Origin of the sequence: Bradyrhizobium sp. SZCCHNR1002 (assembly GCF_032381435.1) — a bacterium.
Taxonomy (GTDB): Bacteria; Pseudomonadota; Alphaproteobacteria; order Rhizobiales; family Xanthobacteraceae; genus Bradyrhizobium; species Bradyrhizobium aeschynomenes.
Window position 1 is genome coordinate 219,898 of sequence record NZ_JAUHIS010000008.1, and the last position, 18,672, is coordinate 238,569.

Annotated in this window: 15 protein-coding genes and 1 other RNA gene; 9 read left to right on the forward strand and 7 right to left on the reverse strand. The window is 66.7% G+C overall.

All coding sequences use genetic code 11. The features are described 5' to 3' along the window. Positions 1–190 precede the first annotated feature (190 nt). Entirely contained in the window at positions 191–3,208 is a 3,018-nt protein-coding gene (polA, locus tag QX108_RS30235) for a DNA polymerase I (RefSeq protein WP_315787104.1), read from the reverse strand. Positions 3,209–3,490: 282 nt separating this feature from the next. Beyond that, positions 3,491–4,543, reverse strand: a complete 1,053-nt coding sequence (locus QX108_RS30240; protein ID WP_315787106.1) for an acyltransferase family protein — start codon at positions 4,541–4,543, stop codon at positions 3,491–3,493. Between the two features lie 151 nt (positions 4,544–4,694). On the opposite strand from QX108_RS30240, the gene QX108_RS30245 reads away from it, so the two are divergent. From QX108_RS30245 to QX108_RS30260, 4 genes are all read left to right on the forward strand, one after another. After that, positions 4,695–6,014, forward strand: a complete 1,320-nt coding sequence (locus tag QX108_RS30245; protein ID WP_315787108.1) for a UDP-glucose/GDP-mannose dehydrogenase family protein — start codon at positions 4,695–4,697, stop codon at positions 6,012–6,014. Positions 6,015–6,124: 110 nt separating this feature from the next. Beyond that, positions 6,125–8,599, forward strand: coding sequence for an ATP-dependent helicase HrpB (gene hrpB, locus QX108_RS30250; RefSeq protein ID WP_315787110.1), 2,475 nt, complete (start codon positions 6,125–6,127; stop codon positions 8,597–8,599). Positions 8,600–8,759: 160 nt separating this feature from the next. Beyond that, positions 8,760–9,260 carry a TIGR02281 family clan AA aspartic protease gene (locus tag QX108_RS30255; RefSeq protein ID WP_315787204.1) on the forward strand — a complete coding sequence of 167 codons (501 nt, stop codon included), beginning with the start codon at positions 8,760–8,762 and terminating at the stop codon, positions 9,258–9,260. 190 nt (positions 9,261–9,450) lie between these two features. Further along, positions 9,451–10,950, forward strand: coding sequence for a phosphomannomutase/phosphoglucomutase (locus tag QX108_RS30260; RefSeq protein ID WP_315787112.1), 1,500 nt, complete (start codon positions 9,451–9,453; stop codon positions 10,948–10,950). A 63-nt stretch (positions 10,951–11,013) separates the two neighbouring features. Here the strand turns inward: QX108_RS30260 and QX108_RS30265 are convergent, their stop codons facing one another. The 5 genes from QX108_RS30265 to QX108_RS30285 all read right to left on the reverse strand — a co-directional run bounded on the left by QX108_RS30265 (position 11,014) and on the right by QX108_RS30285 (position 14,926). Continuing rightward, entirely contained in the window at positions 11,014–12,480 is a 1,467-nt protein-coding gene (locus tag QX108_RS30265; RefSeq protein WP_315787114.1) for a methyl-accepting chemotaxis protein, read from the reverse strand. After that, the gene (locus tag QX108_RS30270) at positions 12,464–12,826 is read right to left on the reverse strand and encodes a hypothetical protein (RefSeq protein ID WP_315787116.1); all 363 of its coding nucleotides are present in this window, start codon (positions 12,824–12,826) and stop codon (positions 12,464–12,466) included. Before QX108_RS30270 ends, QX108_RS30265 begins: the two co-directional genes overlap by 17 nt. A gap of 101 nt (positions 12,827–12,927) precedes the next feature. Beyond that, positions 12,928–13,428, reverse strand: a complete 501-nt coding sequence (locus QX108_RS30275; protein WP_172131335.1) for an Lrp/AsnC family transcriptional regulator — start codon at positions 13,426–13,428, stop codon at positions 12,928–12,930. 136 nt (positions 13,429–13,564) lie between these two features. Further along, positions 13,565–14,503, reverse strand: coding sequence for an NAD(+) diphosphatase (gene nudC / locus QX108_RS30280; RefSeq protein ID WP_315724211.1), 939 nt, complete (start codon positions 14,501–14,503; stop codon positions 13,565–13,567). 3 nt (positions 14,504–14,506) lie between these two features. After that, positions 14,507–14,926 (reverse strand): HIT family protein, encoded by a 420-nt coding sequence (locus tag QX108_RS30285; RefSeq protein WP_315787119.1) that lies wholly within the window; start codon positions 14,924–14,926, stop codon positions 14,507–14,509. Positions 14,927–15,074: 148 nt separating this feature from the next. On the opposite strand from QX108_RS30285, the gene ffs reads away from it, so the two are divergent. The 5 genes from ffs (at position 15,075) to QX108_RS30310 (ending at position 18,628) form a co-directional block, all read left to right on the forward strand. Next, positions 15,075–15,171: signal recognition particle sRNA small type (gene ffs / locus QX108_RS30290), an RNA gene on the forward strand. Positions 15,172–15,317: 146 nt separating this feature from the next. After that, a complete protein-coding gene (locus QX108_RS30295) occupies positions 15,318–17,159 on the forward strand; it encodes a DNA polymerase III subunit gamma/tau (protein ID WP_315724215.1) in 1,842 nt (613 codons plus the stop codon). Between the two features lie 78 nt (positions 17,160–17,237). Further along, positions 17,238–17,558, forward strand: coding sequence for a YbaB/EbfC family nucleoid-associated protein (locus QX108_RS30300; protein ID WP_172111653.1), 321 nt, complete (start codon positions 17,238–17,240; stop codon positions 17,556–17,558). Positions 17,559–17,583: 25 nt separating this feature from the next. Continuing rightward, the gene (gene recR / locus QX108_RS30305) at positions 17,584–18,183 is read left to right on the forward strand and encodes a recombination mediator RecR (RefSeq protein WP_006609565.1); all 600 of its coding nucleotides are present in this window, start codon (positions 17,584–17,586) and stop codon (positions 18,181–18,183) included. 19 nt (positions 18,184–18,202) lie between these two features. Further along, positions 18,203–18,628 carry a hypothetical protein gene (locus tag QX108_RS30310; RefSeq protein ID WP_315724219.1) on the forward strand — a complete coding sequence of 142 codons (426 nt, stop codon included), beginning with the start codon at positions 18,203–18,205 and terminating at the stop codon, positions 18,626–18,628. The last annotated feature ends 44 nt before the right edge of the window (positions 18,629–18,672 follow it).

The following is an 18,672-nucleotide window of genomic DNA, read 5'->3' on the forward strand; positions in this document are numbered from 1 at the left end:
CGGCACGGCGCCGATCCGGGACCCATACTCCGCGGCGGTCGTTTTGGGCAGAAGGCCAATGACCAGAGTGCCTCGAACCGCTCCCTGGGGGTATGGGTCCCGGCTCGAGGCCGGGACGACGGAAGTGGTTGGCGATGCGATCGGGCCTCGACCAAATGTCAACAACGTCGGAAGGAGTAGCGCAATCAGCTCAATGCGCCTCGTCCCAATTGTCGGCAGCACGCGCGTCGACCTGCAGCGGCACCGACAGCAGCACCGCCGGGAAGGGGGCGTCCTGCATGACGTGCTGCACCACAGGCAAGGTCGCGGCGACCTCGTCCTCCGGAACCTCGAAGATCAGTTCGTCGTGCACCTGCAGCAGCATCTGAGCCGACAACTTCTTCGCAGCCAGCGCGTCCTCGACGCGCGTCATGGCGCGGCGGATGATGTCGGCCGCCGTGCCCTGCAGCCGCGCGTTGATCGCGGCGCGTTCGTTGAAGGCGCGCACCGAGGCGTTGGACGCCTTGATCTCAGGATAGTGGCACTTGCGGCCGAACAGCGTGACGACATAGCCGTTCTTGCGGCAGAACTCGCGCGTCGCGTCCATGTAGTCGCGGATGCCCGGGAAGCGCTCGAAATAGCGCTTGATATAGGCCGAGGCCTCCTCGCGGGCGATGCCGAGCTGGTTGGCGAGGCCGAACGCCGAGATGCCGTAGATGATGCCGAAATTGATCGCCTTGGCGCGGCGGCGCACCTCGCTCGGCATGTCCTTGATCGGCACGCCGAACATCTCGGAGGCCGTCATCGCGTGAATGTCGAGCCCGTCCTTGAACGCCTGCTTCAGCACCGGGATGTCGGCGATCTCCGCGAGCAGCCGCAGCTCGATCTGCGAATAGTCCGCCGAGACCAGCTTGTGCCCGGGCGTGGCGATGAAGGCGCGGCGGATCTTGCGGCCGTCCTCGGTGCGCACCGGAATGTTCTGCAAATTCGGCTCGTTCGACGAAAGCCGGCCGGTGGTGGTCGCGGCCAGCGCGTAGGTGGTGTGCACCCGATGCGTCTGCGGATTGACGTAGGTCGGCAGCGCGTCCGTATAGGTCGATTTCAGCTTCGAGACCTGGCGCCATTCCAGGATCTTGCGCGCGAAATCATTGCCCTGCTCGGCGAGGTCGTCGAGAATGGAGGCGGAGGTCGACCACGCGCCGGTCTTGGTCTTGGTGCCGCCGGACAGACCCATCTTGCCGAACAGAATGTCGCCGATCTGCTTGGGACTGCCGACATTGATCGGCTCGCCGGCCAGCTCCTGCAGCTCGGCCTCGACCCGCGCCGCGGTCTGGGCAAAGTCGCCGGACAGCCGCGAGAGGACCTGGCGGTCGATCGAGATGCCGCGCCGCTCCATCCGCGCGAGCACCGAGACCAGCGGCCGCTCCAGCGTCTCGTAGACTGCGGTCATGCGCTCGGCCACGAGGCGCGGCTTCAGCACCCGCCAGACGCGGTGGATGACGTCGGCAGCCTCCGCCGCATGTGCCGTGGCGCGGTCGATCGCGACCTGCTCGAAGGTCAGCTTGTTCTTGCCGCTGCCGATCAGCTCGCTTTCACTGAGCAAGGCATGGGCGAGCACGTGCTCGGCCAGCGAGTCCAGCTTGTGCGAGCCGCGTCCGGCGTCGAGCGCGTAGCTCATCAGCAGGATGTCGTCGACGTTCGCAAGTGTGATGCCGTGCTGCGCCAGCAGCACGGCGATGAACTTGATGTTGTAGCCGATCTTGAGCAGCCCGGCGGATTCGAGGACCGGCTTCAGCGCCGCGAGCGCCTCGCTCTCCTTGATCTGGTCCGGTGCCAGCCCGGCATCGAACAGGCCGCCGCCATCGCCGGCCTGGCGGTGCGCCAGCGGGATGTAGCAAGCCTCGTTCGGCGCCAGGGCCAGGGCCAAGCCGCACAGGCTCGCCTGCATCGGATCGATCGAGCTGGCCTTCACCTCGATGGTGATCCGGCCGAAATCATGTGCGCGTGCCAGCCAGGCCTTCAGCTCGGGCAGGGACCGCAGCGTCTGATATTTGTCGCGATCGATGCGGGCGCTCTTCGCCGACTCCGCCCGTGTCTCGGCGAGACCGGCGGGCGTGCCCTTGCTCATCGCCGACTTGTCTGTCCGCAAGTCGCCGGTTCTCGGCGCAGCCGCCGGCTTGCTCGGTGCGCTCGCTCCCCCGCTTGTGGAGGAGGGCTGGGCGGGGGCCGCGGCCGCGACTGCCCCGCTCTTCAACTGCGCGTCCGCCGTCACGTCGGCCGGATCGATCTGCGAGTACTCCGCGACGCGCCGCGTCAGCGTGGAGAACTCCATCGCCTTGAGGAAGGCGATCAGCTTGCGCGGATCGGGCTCGTGCACGGCGAGGTCGTCGAGCGGCACCTCGAGGTCAACCTTGTCGTCGAGCAGCACCAGCTGGCGCGAGATCCGCGCCTTCTCGGCGTTTTCGATCAGCGCCTCGCGCCGCTTCGGCTGCTTGATCTCGGATGCGCGCGTCAGCAGGCTTTCGAGATCGCCATAGTCATTGATCAGCTGCGCCGCGGTCTTGATGCCGATGCCCGGCACGCCCGGCACGTTGTCGGTGGAATCGCCGGCCAGCGCCTGGACCTCGACCACCTTCTCCGGCGGCACGCCGAACTTCTCGACCACCTCGGCGGTGCCGATGCGGCGGTCCTTCATGGTGTCGTACATCGTGACGCAGTCGTTGACGAGCTGCATCAGGTCCTTGTCGGACGACACGATGGTGGTGGTGGCGCCGCGTTCGCAGGCCAGCCGCGCGTAGGTCGCGATCAGATCGTCGGCCTCGTAGCCGGCCTGCTCCAGGCACGGCAGGTCGAACGCGTGCACGGCCTCGCGGATCAGCGCGAATTGCGGGATCAGGTCATCGGGCGCCGGTGGCCGGTGCGCCTTGTAGTCGGCATAGATCTTGTTGCGGAAGGTGACCTCGGACTTGTCGAACACGATCGCCAGATGCGTCGGCCGGTCGGTCTCCGGCATGTCGCGCAGCAGCTTCCACAGCATGTTGCAGAAGCCGAGCACGGCATTGACCTGCAGCCCATCGGACTTGCGGTTCAGCGGCGGCAGCGCGTGATAGGCGCGGAAGATGTAGGACGAACCGTCGACCAGGAACACATGGTCCCCTTTGGCCGCGCTCTTGGCGGCAGGCGCAGGGGCGGCGGGCGAGACGGCGGCTTTCTGGGGAGCTTTGGGCATGGCGGCAATGTAGGGAATTTGGCGGGGATTGACACCCTCGGAACGCCAGAATCCCGCGCGTTCCCCACGCAAATCGGTGGTCGCGGAGCGCGCGTCGGCCGCGTCATATTCCGCCGTCGTCCCGGGCAAGCCCTGACGGCGCGAAGCGCCGGCGGGGCGCCGACCCGGGACCCATACTCCCAGGCGGTGATGAGGCGGCAAGCTGGAGCCACAGCATGCCCAACACGGAGGACGGCGGATATGGGTCCCGGGTCTTCGCCCGGGACGACACCGAGTTTGACTCTACTCCGCTGGCTGCAACGCGGCGCGCTGCTTCGGCGGCGCGATCCAGAACGCGATCGGCCGCTCGAACAGGAAGCGGGCGCCGACACGCAGCGCGAGGCGCCAGATGACGAGCGCGCCGAGCACGCCGGCGATGGTGACCAGCAGCGAGATCGTGCCGACGTCCGCGATGATCCCTGTCTTCAGCAGCACGGTCCGGGTCGCCGCCATCGGCAGGAAGAAGGCGAGATAGATCACGATCGAATGCTCGCCGCAGAACCTGAGCGCGGTGAGCAGCTGGGCGCGCGCGAGCAGCGTGCCGGCGACGATGATGGCGACCGCGCCGGCATAGCCGAGCGTCAGGGAGATCACCGGCCACTCGCTGACGCCGAGCGTCACGAGGCCCTGGTTGACCACCGCCCAGGCCAGCAGGCCGATGACCGCGAGCGTGGGCTGTGCCCGCGCACGATCCGACACTGCGAAGATGTAGTTCGCGAACAGATAGCCCGAATAGATGTAGACGAAGCGGGCGCAGAATTCGTCGATCACGGTCCAGCCGGTGACGATGTGCGACATTTCGAGACCGGCCGCGATGCCCCAGATCACCGGTGCCGGAACCTTTCGTGTCAGTTTGATGACGACGAAGAAGATCGGCAGGAGATAGATGAACCAGAGCGTGCCGAACGGCTCGATGAAGGATTCCAGGTACAGATAGCCGGCGTGCTGCCAGCCGGAAGCGGCGGCAAAGCCGGGCGCCTTGAAGCCGAACTGGATCGTCACCCACAGCACGTAGAAATAGGCAAAGTGCACGACCTTGCGATCGACATAGGTCCGCCAGTCGCGGTCGATCACCAGTGGCAGAAACAGGCCGGAAATCAGGAAGAAATCGGGCATCCGGAACGGCTTGGCGAAAGCGACGACGGCATGCATGAAGCCGGTCTCGCCGGCGGCCAGCTCGACGCCCAGCACCGAGTGCATCATCACCACCATGATGATGCAGATGCCCTTGGCGTAGTCCACCCAGTCGATGCGCGTCTCGGTTCCGGCCGATTGCGGCGTACCATTCGCGGTCATGCTGTCCCTCTTTGGCGCGGAGCTGCCGCATTGTCGGGCAGAGCCGTTAATACTCCTCCCTGTCATCCAAACGTCATGCCGTTTTCTAAATTCCCCTTGAACCGCAAATGGTTTAAGACGCCAAAGTATTAACCTTGAAGGATGGGTTTCGATGCGAATTGCGATGATCGGCACGGGCTATGTGGGTCTGGTGTCCGGTGCCTGCTTCGCCGATTTCGGTCACCAGGTGACCTGCGTGGACAAGGACGAGAGCAAGATCGCCGCGCTGCATCGCGGAGAAATTCCGATCTTCGAGCCCGGCCTGGATGCGCTCGTCGCAACCAATGTGAAGGCCAAGCGGCTCGACTTCACGACCGATCTGAAGCAGCCGGTCGCGGATGCCGACGCCGTCTTCATCGCCGTCGGCACGCCGTCGCGGCGCGGCGATGGTCATGCCGACCTCACCTACGTCTATGCGGCGGCGCGCGAGATCGCCGCGTCGCTCACCGGATTCACGGTCGTCGTGACGAAGTCGACGGTGCCGGTCGGGACCGGCGACGAGGTCGAGCGCATCATCCGCGAGACCAATCCGGCGGCCGACGTCGTGGTCGCCTCCAATCCGGAATTTCTCCGCGAGGGTGCTGCAATCCGCGACTTCAAATGGCCTGATCGTATCGTGGTCGGCACCGACGATGAGCGTGGCCGCAAGGCGCTCGGGGACATCTATCGTCCGCTGTCGCTGAACCAGGCGCCGGTCATGTACACCGCGCGGCGCACCGCCGAGCTGATCAAATACGCGGCGAATGCGTTCCTGGCGACCAAGATCACCTTCATCAACGAGGTCGCCGATCTCGCCGAGAAGGTCGGCGCCGACGTGCAGGAGGTCGCGCGCGGCATCGGCCTCGACAACCGCATCGGCTCGAAGTTCCTGCATGCCGGTCCCGGCTTCGGCGGCTCGTGCTTTCCGAAGGATACGCGCGCGCTGATCAAGATCGCGCAGGACTACGACACGCAGCTGCGCATCGTCGAATCCGTGCTCGCGGTCAACGACAACCGCAAGCGCGCGATGGCGCGCAAGGTGGCGCACGCCGTCGGCGGCAATCTGCGCGGCAAGACGGTCGCGGTGCTCGGCCTCACCTTCAAGCCGGAGACCGACGACATGCGCGAGGCGCCGTCGATCCCGCTGGTGACGGGGTTGCTCGACATGGGCGCCAAGGTGCGCGCGCATGATCCGGTCGGCATCGAGCAGGCCAAGAAGGAGCTGCCGGAGATCGCCTATTACGAGGATCCCTATGACTGCGCGACGGGCGCCGATGCGATCGTGCTGGTGACGGAGTGGGTGCAGTACCGCGCCATGGATCTCGACCGCCTCAAGCAGGTGATGGCCAGTCCCGTCGTCGTCGACCTGCGTAACGTCTACCGCCCCGAGGAGATGGCCGCCCACGGCTTCGTCTATGAGAGCGTCGGGCGGCCGTCGCTGACGCGCGCGTGACGCGCCGTTGTCATACGCCGCGCAGGCGGAGTATGCACGACGACCGATCGCCGCGAGGTGATCTGCATGATTGGATCACCCGCCTCGGCGGGTGACGACGGGTTGGTTGATTGCCCCTTCGCTTCGACACACCGCTGCCCATCGATGCCGTGCTGGACGAATTGTCCGGCACGCTCGAACGCCGCAACACCGCCGTGCTGGTGGCACCGCCCGGCGCCGGCAAGACCACGCGGGTGCCGCTGGCGCTGCGCGATGCGCCGTGGGTCGGGGACAACAAGATCATCGTGCTGGAGCCGCGCCGCATCGCGGCCCGCGCCAGCGCCGAGAGGATGGCCAAGTCGCTCGGCGAGCGCGCCGGCGACACCGTCGGCTATCGCGTGCGCTTCGGCTCGAAGGTGTCGCGCGCGACCCGCATCGAGGTCGTCACCGAGGGCATCTTCACCCGCCAGATCCTCGACGATCCCGAGCTGACCGGCGTCGCCGCGGTGCTGTTCGACGAATTCCACGAGCGCTCGCTCGATGCCGATTTGGGCCTCGCTCTGGCGCGTGATGCGCAGCAGGGGCTGCGTGAGGACCTCCGAATTCTCGTGATGTCGGCGACGCTGGACGGCGCCCGGATCGCCAAGCTGCTTGGCGATGCGCCGGTGGTCGAGAGCGAGGGCCGGGCCTATCCGGTCGAGACGCGCTATGTCGGCCGCAAGCCGGACGCCCCGGTCGAGCGGCAGATGGCCGAGACCATCGCGGCCGCGCTGCGCGCCGATGCCGGCTCGGTGCTGGCGTTCCTGCCCGGCGCCGCCGAGATCCGGCGCACCCAGACCATGCTTGCCGAGCGTGTCCATGACGCTGCGATCGAGATCGTGCCGCTGTTCGGCGCGCTCGATGCCGCGGTCCAGGACCGCGCGATCTCGCCGGCGCCGAAGGGCCACCGCAAGGTGGTGCTGGCGACCTCGATCGCCGAGACCTCTCTGACCATCGAGGGCGTCCGCATCGTGGTGGATTCCGGCCTCGCCCGCGTGCCGCGCTACGAGCCGGACATCGGCCTGACCCGGCTGGAGACGGTGCGCGCCTCGCGCGCCGCCGTCGACCAGCGCCGCGGTCGCGCCGGCCGCACCGAGCCCGGGGTCTGCTACCGGCTGTGGGACGAGCCCCAGACCGCCTCGCTCGCAGCCTACACCCAACCGGAAATTCTGAGCGCCGACCTGTCCTCGCTGGTGCTCGACCTTGCGCAATGGGGCGTCAGCGATCCCTCCACGCTCTCCTTCCTCGACCCGCCGCCGCTTCCGGCCTGGAAGGAGGCGCGCGATCTGCTCAGCGAGCTTGGCGCGCTCGATGCCGACGGCCGGCTCACCGACGAGGGCCGGCGCCTGCGTGCGCTGGCGCTGCCACCGCGGCTGGCGCGCATGATCGTCGATGCCGCCGATTGCGGTGCCGCTGCCCAAGCCGCGGACATCGCCGCGATCCTGACCGAGCGTGGGCTCGGCGGCGACAGCGTCGATCTCGAGGTGCGGCTCGACCAGTTCCGCCGGGACCGCTCGCCGCGGGCACAGAGTGCGCGCGATCTGGCGCGGCGCTGGGCGCAGCAGGTCGGCAGCGCCTCCTCCGCGCAATGGGACGGGGAGCTGACGACCGGCCTGATGTTGGCGTTTGCCTTCCCCGATCGGGTCGCGCGCAATCGCGGCAATGGCAGCTTCGTGCTGGCCAACGGCCGCGGCGCTGCGGTCGAGCCAACCTCGTCGCTGGCACGCGTGCCCTACATCGCCGTGGGCGAGCTGACCGGGACGGCGGCAAGCGGCCGCATCCTGCTGGCGGCGCCGCTCGCCATCGAGGACATCGAGCGTCATTTCGCCGCTCACATCGAGGCGAAGGACGAGGTCAGCTTCGACAAGGAGGCGATGGCGCTGCGGGCGCGCCGCAAGCGCAAGCTGCACGCGATCACGATGGCCGATGCGCCGGTCGCACTGACGCCGTCAGAGGAGACCGCGCGGATCTTCGCTGAGGCAGTCTGCACCGCCGGCCTCGACCGGCTGCCCTGGTCGAAGGCCGCCAGGCAGTGGCGCGACCGGGTCACGTTCCTGCGCAAGGCGGAAGGCGACAGCTGGCCGGACCTGTCGGACGCCGGCCTGAGCGAGCGGCGCGACGACTGGCTGGTGCCGCTGCTGGCCGACAAGACCGCGCTCAAGGAGGTCTCGCCCGGGGACGTCTCGGATGCCGTGATGGCGCTGTTGCCCTGGGACCTGCGCGCGCGGCTCGACAAGGAGGCGCCGACGCATTTCGAGGCGCCCACCGGCACCATGCTGGCCATCGACTACGAGGCCGAGCAGGGGCCGACCATCGCGGTCCGGCTGCAGGAGCTGTTCGGGCTCAACGTCCATCCGTCGATCGCCCGCGGCGCGGTGCCGCTCGTTCTGGAGCTGCTGTCGCCGGCACAGCGGCCGGTGCAGGTGACGCGCGATCTGCCCGGCTTCTGGCGCGGTTCCTACGCCGCCGTCCGCACCGACCTGCGCGGCCGCTATCCGCGCCATCCCTGGCCGGAGGATCCCGCCAATGCGCTGCCGACCCGGCGGGCCAAGCCGCGAGGCACGTAGCCGATGCAAATTATACCGTCCGCGTCGTCATCGTTAACGGTTCGCTCATCGTTTTCGCCAAAATGGCACCGGCAGCCGCTCCGCTTCAGTCGCCCGTCAGCGGCTTTCATGGTCAAGTCGGTTGCGGGGTAAAGTCGGGCGTTGCGTGATGCGTAACATAATGTTCTTCGCGGCCGTTCTCGTCGGCCTCGGCACCTTCATGGCGCAACTGGCCGATCGCCTGACGCCGGCGCCGGCGTCTGCGACGACGTCCGTCCGCAGCGCGACGGTGGAGACCCCCGCCGCAGGCCAGCGGAGCCTCAGCATCCCGACCGATCGCCGCGGCCATTTCCGTGCCGATGGCCGCATCGACGGCCAGCGCATCAGTTTCATGATCGACACCGGCGCCTCAATGGTCGCGCTGAACGAAAGCTCGGCCGCCCGCTTCGGCCTGCGCCCGGCGCGCGGCGACTACACTGCGACCGTGACCACGGCGAACGGAACCGTGAAGGCGGCGCGGGCCAAGCTTGCGATGGTCGAAGTCGGTGAGCTCATCGTGCGCGACGTCGACGCCCTGGTGCTGCCCGACGCGGCGTTGTCGGAGAACCTGCTCGGCCTGTCCTTCCTGTCGAAGCTGAAGCGCTTCGCGTACGCCAACGGCCAGATGGTGCTGGAGCAATAGGCCGCGCCAAGTCTGCTTGGCCTACCCATTGGCGGCCCCCATATACCGGCAGGGCCAGTGATCGCGTGGGCAGGGCGATCCTGCCCGATTGTTGCCTGCATTCATCGGCCTTCTGCCATTGTCGTCTGACGTCGTGCGCGGCACGACCGTATTCTTCCATTGATGTGATTTTCCCCGAGGCTCCCTCCCGATGTTTCCCAAGCCGAAGCCGGTCCTGCTCCCCAATACCTACGCGTTCGAATCCGAGCCGATGGTGAAGCCGACGGGCTTCCGCGAATATGACGCGCGCTGGCTGTTCAACAAGGAGATTAACCTGATGGGGGTGCAGGCGCTCGGCATGGGGCTGGGCGCGCTGATCGCCGAGCGCGGCGTCAGCCGGGAGATCGTCACCGGCCACGATTTCCGCGGCTACTCTGCCTCGATCAAATACGCGCTGATCTCGGGCCTGATGGCCGCCGGCTGCAAGGTGCACGACATCGGCCTCGCGGTGACGCCGATGGCCTATTTCGCGCAGTTCGAACTCGACGTGCCCTGCGTCGCGATGGTCACCGCCTCGCACAACGACAATGGCTGGACCGGGGTGAAGATGGGCGCCAACCGGCCGCTCACCTTCGGTCCGGAGGAAATGACCCGGCTCAAGGAGATCGTGCTCAACGCCGAGTTCAAGAACGCCGGTGGCGGCGCCTATCAGTTCCACGAGAATTTCCCGGCGCGCTACATCGCCGATCTCACCAATCGTCCCAAGCTGAAGCGCAAGCTGAAGGTCGTCGCGGCCTGCGGCAATGGCACCGCCGGAGCGTTCGCGCCACAGGTGCTGGAGGCGATCGGCTGCGAGGTGATCCCGCTCGATACCGAGCTCGATCACACCTTCCCGAAATACAATCCCAATCCCGAAGACATGGAGATGCTGCACGCCATCCGCGACGCCGTGCTGGCGCACAAGGCCGATGTCGGCCTCGGCTTCGACGGCGACGGCGATCGCTGCGGCGTCGTCGACAACATCGGCGAGGAGATCTTCGCCGACAAGGTCGGCGTGATGCTGGCGCGCGACATGTCGGCCATCCACAAGGACGCGCAGTTCGTGGTCGACGTGAAGTCGACGGGCCTGTTCATGACCGATCCGGTGCTGCAGGCGCAGGGCGCGCGGACCGAATATTGGAAGACCGGCCATTCCTACATGAAGCGTCGCACCAACGAGCTCAACGCGCTCGCGGGCTTCGAGAAGTCCGGCCACTTCTTCTTCAACCGGCCGTTCGGCCGCGGCTATGACGACGGTCTCGTTTCGGCGATCGCGATCTGCGAGATGCTCGACCGCGCGCCGGGCAAGTCGATGGCCGACCTGAAGGAGGCGTTGCCGAAGACCTGGTCGTCGCCGACGATGTCGCCGCATTGCGGCGACGAGGTCAAATACGGCGTCGTCGACGCCGTGGTGAAGCACTTCCAGGCGCTGCAGCAGCAGGGCGGCAAGGTCGCGGGTCAGTCGATCCGCGATCTCGTCACCGTCAACGGCGTGCGCGTCACGGTCGAGGACGGCAGCTGGGGCTTGGTGCGGGCGTCATCGAACAAGCCGGAGCTTGTCGTCGTGGTGGAAAGCCCGGTGTCGGAGCGGCGCATGCACGACATGTTCGAGGCGGTCAACGTCGTGCTGCGGACCCATCCCGAAGTCGGAGCCTACAATCAGACGATCTGACGAGGGAGTGCGAGCATGTCCACCGAGGAGGCATGCTCGCGCTGGTCCGACAGGCCGGGCGAGCTATGCGGCCCGCAATGAATTGAGGAACTGATCGACCTCCGATTTCAGCCGGGCCGATTGGGACGACAATCCGTTCGCCGATTCCAGGAGCCGGGACGCCGCGCTGCCGGTCTCGTCGGACGCCTGGGTCACGGTGCCCATGCTCTGGCTGACCAACCGCGTTCCTTCGGAGGCCTGCTGCACGTTGCCGGAGATCTCACCTGTCGCGAGGCCCTGCTGTTCCACGGCGGTCGCGATTTCCTTGGAGATGCCATCGATCTCGGCGATCGTGCCGCCGATCATCTGGATGGCGCTGACGGCGTCCCCCGTGGCGGTCTGGATGCTCTGGACCTGGCTCGAGATTTCCTCAGTGGCCTTGGCGGTCTGATTGGCCAGCGCCTTCACCTCGCTCGCGACGACGGCGAAGCCCTTGCCGTGCTCGCCGGCGCGGGCGGCCTCGATGGTGGCGTTCAGCGCCAGCAGGTTGGTCTGGCTGGCGATCGTCTGAATCAGCGTCACCACCTCGCCGATCTTCTGCGTGCCCGCGGCCAGGCTTTCGACCACGCTGTTGGTGCGGCGCGCCTCCTCGGCGGCCTTCGCGGCGATCTCCGCCGAGCGGGTCACCTGCTGGGAAATGCTGCCGATGGAAGCCGTCAGCTCTTCGGTCGCGGCCGCGACCGTCTCGACGTTGGACGATGCCCGCTGCGAGGCGCGGGCCGCGGCCGACGTCTGACGCGAGGCCTCCGCACTGCTCCGGCTCATCGACGACACCAAAGTCTGCACGTCGTTGGCAGCAACCGCCACCGCCTCGACGATGCCGCCGATCTTGCGCTCGAAGCCTTCGGCGAGCGCGCGCCGGGCAACATCGCCCTGATCCTTGGCGCGCTGCTCGGCCTCGAGCCGCTCGGCATTCGCGCGTGCCTCGGCGGCCATCGCCGCGTTGGCTTCTGCGGTCATGCGCATGCTGGTTTCGAACAGCTGTGTCAGTTTGAGCGCGAGCGCGACGAGAACGCCGGCCTCGATCAGGAGGATGACCGCGTGCAGTACGACGCGGCCGAAATCGGCGCCGCCGGGGTAGATGGCGGCAGGAAAGACGAAGTTGAGAACGAGATGGTGAAGCGCGACGGCGACGGTGCCGGCCACGATCGGCCGGTAGTCGCAATAGGCGACGAGACAGGCCAGCGCGGCAAAGAAGTACATGTGCATGTCGATCTGCCATGCATGACCGGACATCTGGTAGACGAGCACAGACACGCCGCCCATGAGGGCCACGGCGACCGTGAGCTGCGTCGACAGACTGTCGCCGGCGCTGCGCCAGGACAGCGTCGCGGCCAGCGCCAAGGCGACCATCATCATGGTCGGCATCATCCAGTCGCCGCGCGACAGGCCGATGATGAGGGCGAGCGGAACGTGGATCCAGAGCACCGCCAGCAGAAGCTTGCTGGTGGTCGCACGGAGAAGCGCCAGGTCGTCAGTCTCGCCGGTCATTCCCATCCCCCAATATCGGTCTCTGTGAAAAGCAGGCCGAGATTGCCCGCGGATCGATGACGAGCCAGGCTCCTGCCTTGCGCAGCCGCGCCAGGCCCTGGTGATCACCGGGCCGGACCACCAGCAGCGACGATAGGCTCGTCGTGCGCACGAGAGCGGCGTCAGCCGATGCTGCAGCCAGCATCGTCTGTTGCGCGCTCCACCAGGGTGGAAAGGCGACGGCCACGATCTCGCGTCCGGGATGCACCTGCAGCGACAGCGCTGCCACCCCGACGAAGCTCGCGATCAAAAGGGCACTTGCATTCAGCCAGGCGCGCGACGACGAAGGTATGGTTGCACCGGACATCATCGCATCTGAAGATAGATGGATGGAGATAACTTCCGGTAAACGATGACGGGAAACGGTCCGGAAAGCCGAGCGAAGGTCGGCCGGAACGTGCGGCTGACCTAGACCGGCGGCACCGGAAGTGCCGTGACCGACTTGATCTTCTCCATCGCGAAGCGCGACGTGACGTTCTTGAGCGGCACCGCGCTGATCAGCTTCTTGTAGAACACGTCATAGCTCTGCATGTCGGCAACGACCACGCGCAGCATGTAGTCGACGTCGCCGGCCATGCGGTAAAACTCCATCACCTCCGGCATCGAGCTGACGGCCTCGGCGAATTTGCGCAGCCAGGCCTCGGAATGGTCGGCGCTCTCCACCGAGACGAACACGGAGATGCCGAGGCCGATCTTGTTCTGATCGACCAGCGCCACCCGGCGCAGGATCACCCCATCGGCCTCCAGCCGCTGGATGCGCTTCCAGCACGGTGTCGAGGACAGTCCGACCCGATCGCCGATCTCGGCGACCGACAGCGATGCGTCCTCCTGCAGGACCATCAGGATCTTGCGGTCGATGGCGTCGAGCCGGCGGTTGGCTTCGGGGCTCTGGGCGGAGACGTCGGACATGGAGAAATTTGTTCCATATGAAGGTCGAGAAGCCCTCATATAGAGAAAATCGTTCCAAGGCAAGGATTGGTCGTTCACGCCCCCTGGTGCGGTCTGCCGAGAGGATGATTCGCGCGGCGATGGTGTCTGGGTGCCTTCAGACGCCGTCCTTGAGCCAGCGGCCGACCAGATGATGGGCAATCGCGAACGGATGCGGGCCTGCCAGCCCGTCCGGATGTTGGCGCTGCAACATCAGCCGGGCCTCGTCGCGGCTGAACCAGCGGACGTCCTCGAGCTCGTTGCGGTCGATGACGATGTCCTCGTTCAGCGCCCGGGCGCTGCAGCCGATCATCAGCGACGACGGGTAGGGCCAGGGCTGGGTCATGTAATAGGCCACATCGGCGCAGCGGATGCCGGATTCCTCGAACACCTCGCGGCGCACCGCATCCTCGATGGTCTCGGCTGCCTCGACGAAGCCGGCGAGGCAGGAATACATGCCGGCCGGAAACTGCTTCTGCCGGCCGAGCAGGCACTTGTCGCCGGAGGCGACCAGCGAGATCACCACCGGATCGGTGCGCGGGAAATGCTCGGTCTTGCAAGCAGGGCATTCGCGCTTCCAGCCGCCCTCGCGCATCGCGGTCTTGGCGCCGCAATTGGCGCAGAAGCCGTGGCGCTGATGCCAGGACACCATGGACTTGGCCATCGCGATGGTCGCGAGCTGGTCGACCGGGATCGCGCCCTGCATCGCCATCCCGCGCAGCTCGGTGACCGACACATCGTCGCGGCCGGCGAGCTTCTCCACCGCGGCCGGCGAGATGCCCATGCCGAACACGGCTGCGCCATCGAGCAGGCCGAGGAAGATCGTCCCCGGATTGGCGCCGAACTTGAGCGCCTCGTCGATCGACAGCAGTGCGCGCAGCTGATCGCCGTCGCGCTTCAAGACCAGCGAATCGCGATGCACGACATAGGCGCGCGTCGACGGCTTGCTCTCGAAGGCGATCAGCTTGTCGTCAGAAAAACGCAGATGCGCGGCGCGCTCGATTGGATGGCCGACGAAGGCCGGCTTGCCCAACGGAAACAAGTCGAATGGCGACATCTCTCACCCTAGCCAGATCTTGCGCCTGATCGCGCTGATGAAACTCTCCACCTCCTGCGGGTCGTGCGGCACGGGCGGGGCGACGCCCCACACCGGGCGCGGCCAGGCGACGTCACTGGTGCGGCGCGCGATGATGTGGACGTGCAGCTGCGGCACCATGTTGCCGAGCGCGGCCACATTGAGCTTGTCGCATTTGGTGATCTCTTTGACGGCCCGCGACACCCGCGTGATCTCGGTCATCAACTGCGCCTGGGCGACCTCGTCGAGATCGATGATCTCGATCGCGCCCTCTCGGCGCGGCACCAGCAAAAGCCAGGGATAATTGGCATCCTTGATCACCAGCACGCGCGACAGCGGAAGGTCGCCGATATTGATCGTGTCCTTCGCAAGTTGCGGATGCAGCGACCAGGCTGATTCGGGCATGCGCTAGTGTTCCTGGCAGGGCGGTCAGGCGGGGGGATCGACGGCACCTAAAGCCTTTCCGAGCTGCGACACAAGCCCGCGCGGTGGCGGGCTGGATCGGCGAAGCTCGCGCTTGCTTTCCGAGCCGTTTGGCCCCAAATAGGCAGCGGGAGATTGGCGGTGGACGAGCCACTCGCCAACCGGGTCAGGTCCGGAAGGAAGCAGCCCTAACGAGGTCCGGATCGGGTCGCTCGTCAGTCTCCTACCTGTTTTCTCGAGCGAATCGCGCAAAGTTGGCGGGGACCCCGCGCAGGGCGGGCGCTCGACCGCACTCCGGTTGATTGCGTCGAGGCCGTTTGCGTCGACGACCGCGATCCAGACCGGCCTGGAATACTCACTTGCGGATCGCTCGATGACTGACGCTGGCGCCCCACCTGTTCCGCCCGACAGCGCCGACGCTCCCGCCAAGCCCTACCGGGTCCTGGCGCGCAAATACCGCCCCTCCAGCTTCGCGGATCTGATCGGCCAGGAGGCCGTCGTTCGCACCGTCTCGAACGCGTTCGAGACCGGCCGCATCCCGCAGGCCTGGATCCTCACCGGCGTCCGCGGCGTGGGCAAGACCACCACCGCCCGCATTCTGGCTCGCGCCCTGAATTATGAATTGCCGGATGGCTCGGTGAAGGGCCCGACCATCCACATGCCGGTGCTCGGCACCCATTGCCAGGCAATCATGGAAAGCCGGCACATGGACATCCTGGAGATGGACGCGGCCTCGCACACTGGTGTCGACGATGTCCGCCAGATCAATGACAGCGTGCGCTATGCGCCGGCCAGCGCGCGCTACAAGGTCTACATCATCGACGAGGTCCACATGCTGTCGACGGCGGCGTTCAACGCCTTCCTGAAGACCCTGGAGGAGCCGCCGGAGCACGCCAAATTCGTGTTCGCGACCACCGAGATCCGGAAGGTGCCGGTCACGGTGCTGTCGCGCTGCCAGCGCTTCGACCTGCGCCGCGTCGAGGCCGACGTGCTGATGAAGCATCTCGCCGGCATCGCGACGAAAGAGGGCGTGACGATCGAGCCCGAGGCGCTCGGCATCATCGCGCGCGCCGCCGAAGGCTCGGTGCGCGATTCGCTGTCGCTGCTCGACCAGGCGATCGCGCACAGCGCTGGCGAAGTGCGCGCCGATGACGTCCGGCAGATGCTGGGTCTCGCCGATCGCACCCGCGTCATCGACCTGTTCCATCATCTCGCGAGCGGCGACATCGCCGCGGCGTTCAAGGAATTCCGCGAGCAGTACGACGTCGGCGCCGATCCGGTGGTCGTGCTGTCGGATCTTGCCGAATTCGTGAACTTCGTGACCCGCGTGAAGGTCGTGCCGGCCACCGCCGACAACGTCGCCTTCAGCGAGACCGAGCGGCTGCGCGCACGCGATTTCGCGACCAAGCTGTCGATGCGGGTGCTGTCGCGGATGTGGCAGATGCTGCTCAAGGGCATCGCCGAGACGCAAGGCGCGACGCGCCCCGCGGCGGCGGCCGAGATGGTGCTGGTGCGTATCGCCTATGCCGCTGACCTGCCGACACCTGACGAAGCGATTCGGATGATCGAGCAGAACGGCGGGGGATCGCCGGTCGTCACCAATGGCGGCGGTTCGCGTCCTGCACCGGCGCCGAGCATGAGCGCGGGAGCTCCGCCGGTGATGGGTTCGGCGCCGATGCAGACACCGCGTGCGCAGGGCCCAACGCTTGCCGCGGTCGGCGGCGGGATGAGGCCGCAGGCCATGGCATCGCAGCCGTCGCCGGCGTCGCAGGACCAGCCGGCACTGCGACTGGGGAGCTTCCAGGAGCTTGTCGCCCTCGCCGGCAAGAACCGCGACTTGATCACCAAGAGCGCGCTCGAGATGGACGTGCGGCTGGTCCGCTTCGAGGAGGGGCGTCTGGAGATCGCGCTGGAACGGACGGCGCAGCGATCGCTTGTCTCGGACCTCGGGCGTAAGCTGGAGGACTGGACCGGCCGGCGTTGGACCGTGATCGTCTCCAATGAGCAGGGCCAGGCGACCTTGCGCGAGCAGAACCTGCGCGCCAAGAGCGAGCGCGAGGCAGCTGCGGAAGCCGATCCACGCGTGCAGGAGGTCCTGGCGCGGTTCCCAGGTACCAAGGTGATCGAAGTGCGCCGGCTTGCCCCCGAGCCGCCCGAATCGGACGCCAGTGCTGTCGAGCCTCCTGACGAGTCCGACAATGATGATGATTTCTAGAGCATGATCCGGACGAGTGAAAACCGGTTTTCCGAAAGATGATGCTCAACATGAACGGCCTGATGATGAGGTGCTCCGATGGCTGACTTTCTCGGCATGATGAAACAGGCGGCGCAACTGCAAACCAAGATGCAGGAGATGCAGGCGGAGCTCGGCAATGTCGAGGTCGAGGGCATTTCGGGCGGCGGCCTCGTCGCGGTCCGAATGACCGCCAAGATGGACGTGAAGTCGGTCAAGATCGATCCGTCGCTGTTGAAGCCGGAGGAGGCCGAGATCCTGGAGGATCTGCTGGTCACCGCCCATGGCGACGCGCGCCGCAAGGCGGAAGCCGCGATGCAGGAGAAGATGCAGGCGATCACCGGCAAGCTCGGCCTGCCGCCGGGCTTCGGCTTCGGTTAGTCCGCTCGATGATCGTCGTGAACTGATGGCCGTCGCCGGTCCCGAGATCGAACGCCTCATCCAGCTGCTTGCGCGCCTGCCCGGCCTTGGGCCGCGCTCGGCGCGACGTGCCGCGCTGCATCTGATCAAGAAGCGCGAGGCGCTGATGGTGCCGCTCGCCTCGGCGCTGCAGGTGGCGATCGACCGCATCCAGGTGTGCAAGACCTGCGGCAACATCGATACGCAGAGCCCCTGCACGGTGTGCACCGATCCGCGGCGCGATCCCGCGATGATCGTGGTCGTCGCCGATGTCGCCGACCTCTGGGCGCTGGAGCGTGCCAAGGCCTCGAACGGCCGCTATCACGTGCTCGGCGGCACGCTCTCGCCGCTCGACGGCGTCGGGCCGCAGGATCTCACCATCGACGCGCTGGTGCAGCGAGCCCATGCACCGGAGGTGCAGGAGATCATCCTGGCTTTGAACGCGACGGTCGATGGCCAGACCACTGCGCACTACATCACCGACCTCCTGCAGGAGGCGAACGTCAAGGTCACGCGGCTGGCGCACGGCGTGCCGGTCGGCGGCGAGCTCGACTATCTCGACGAAGGCACGCTCTCGGCCGCGATGCGCCAGCGGACCTTGTTCTAAGCACAGACGGAAGTGAATGATGACGAACCGCGGATTCGGCAAACGGCTGGCTTTGGGCGCAATTTGCGTGGCACTCTCGGCGCCATCCGTGTTGGCGCAGCAGGGTGAGGCGCCGCAGAAGGCAGGGCGTCCGCTCAATATGGGCGACGTGCTGTCGGGCGAATTGACCGCGCTGAAGCTGAAGGGCGCCAAGCCGGGCCAGCCCTCCGCGGCCTATCAGATCACCAGCGAGCCGCGCCGCCTGCCGCCGCCGAGCGGGCTGTGCAATCTCGAGACCGGCCCGGAGACGTTCCAGCTCGTCACCGCCACCCCGGCGCAGGCCTCGCAGCTCAAGGGCCTGCTCGGCAAGCAGATCGCCGTCAAGGTCGACGAGATCGCCTGCGCGCAGGATGCGGGGCAGCTCAGCGAGGCGGTCGTGACCAAGTGGAGCTTGGTGAAGCGGTGATCCTCGGCTAAATTCCCTTACAATAGCACCGCGTATTTGTCCGG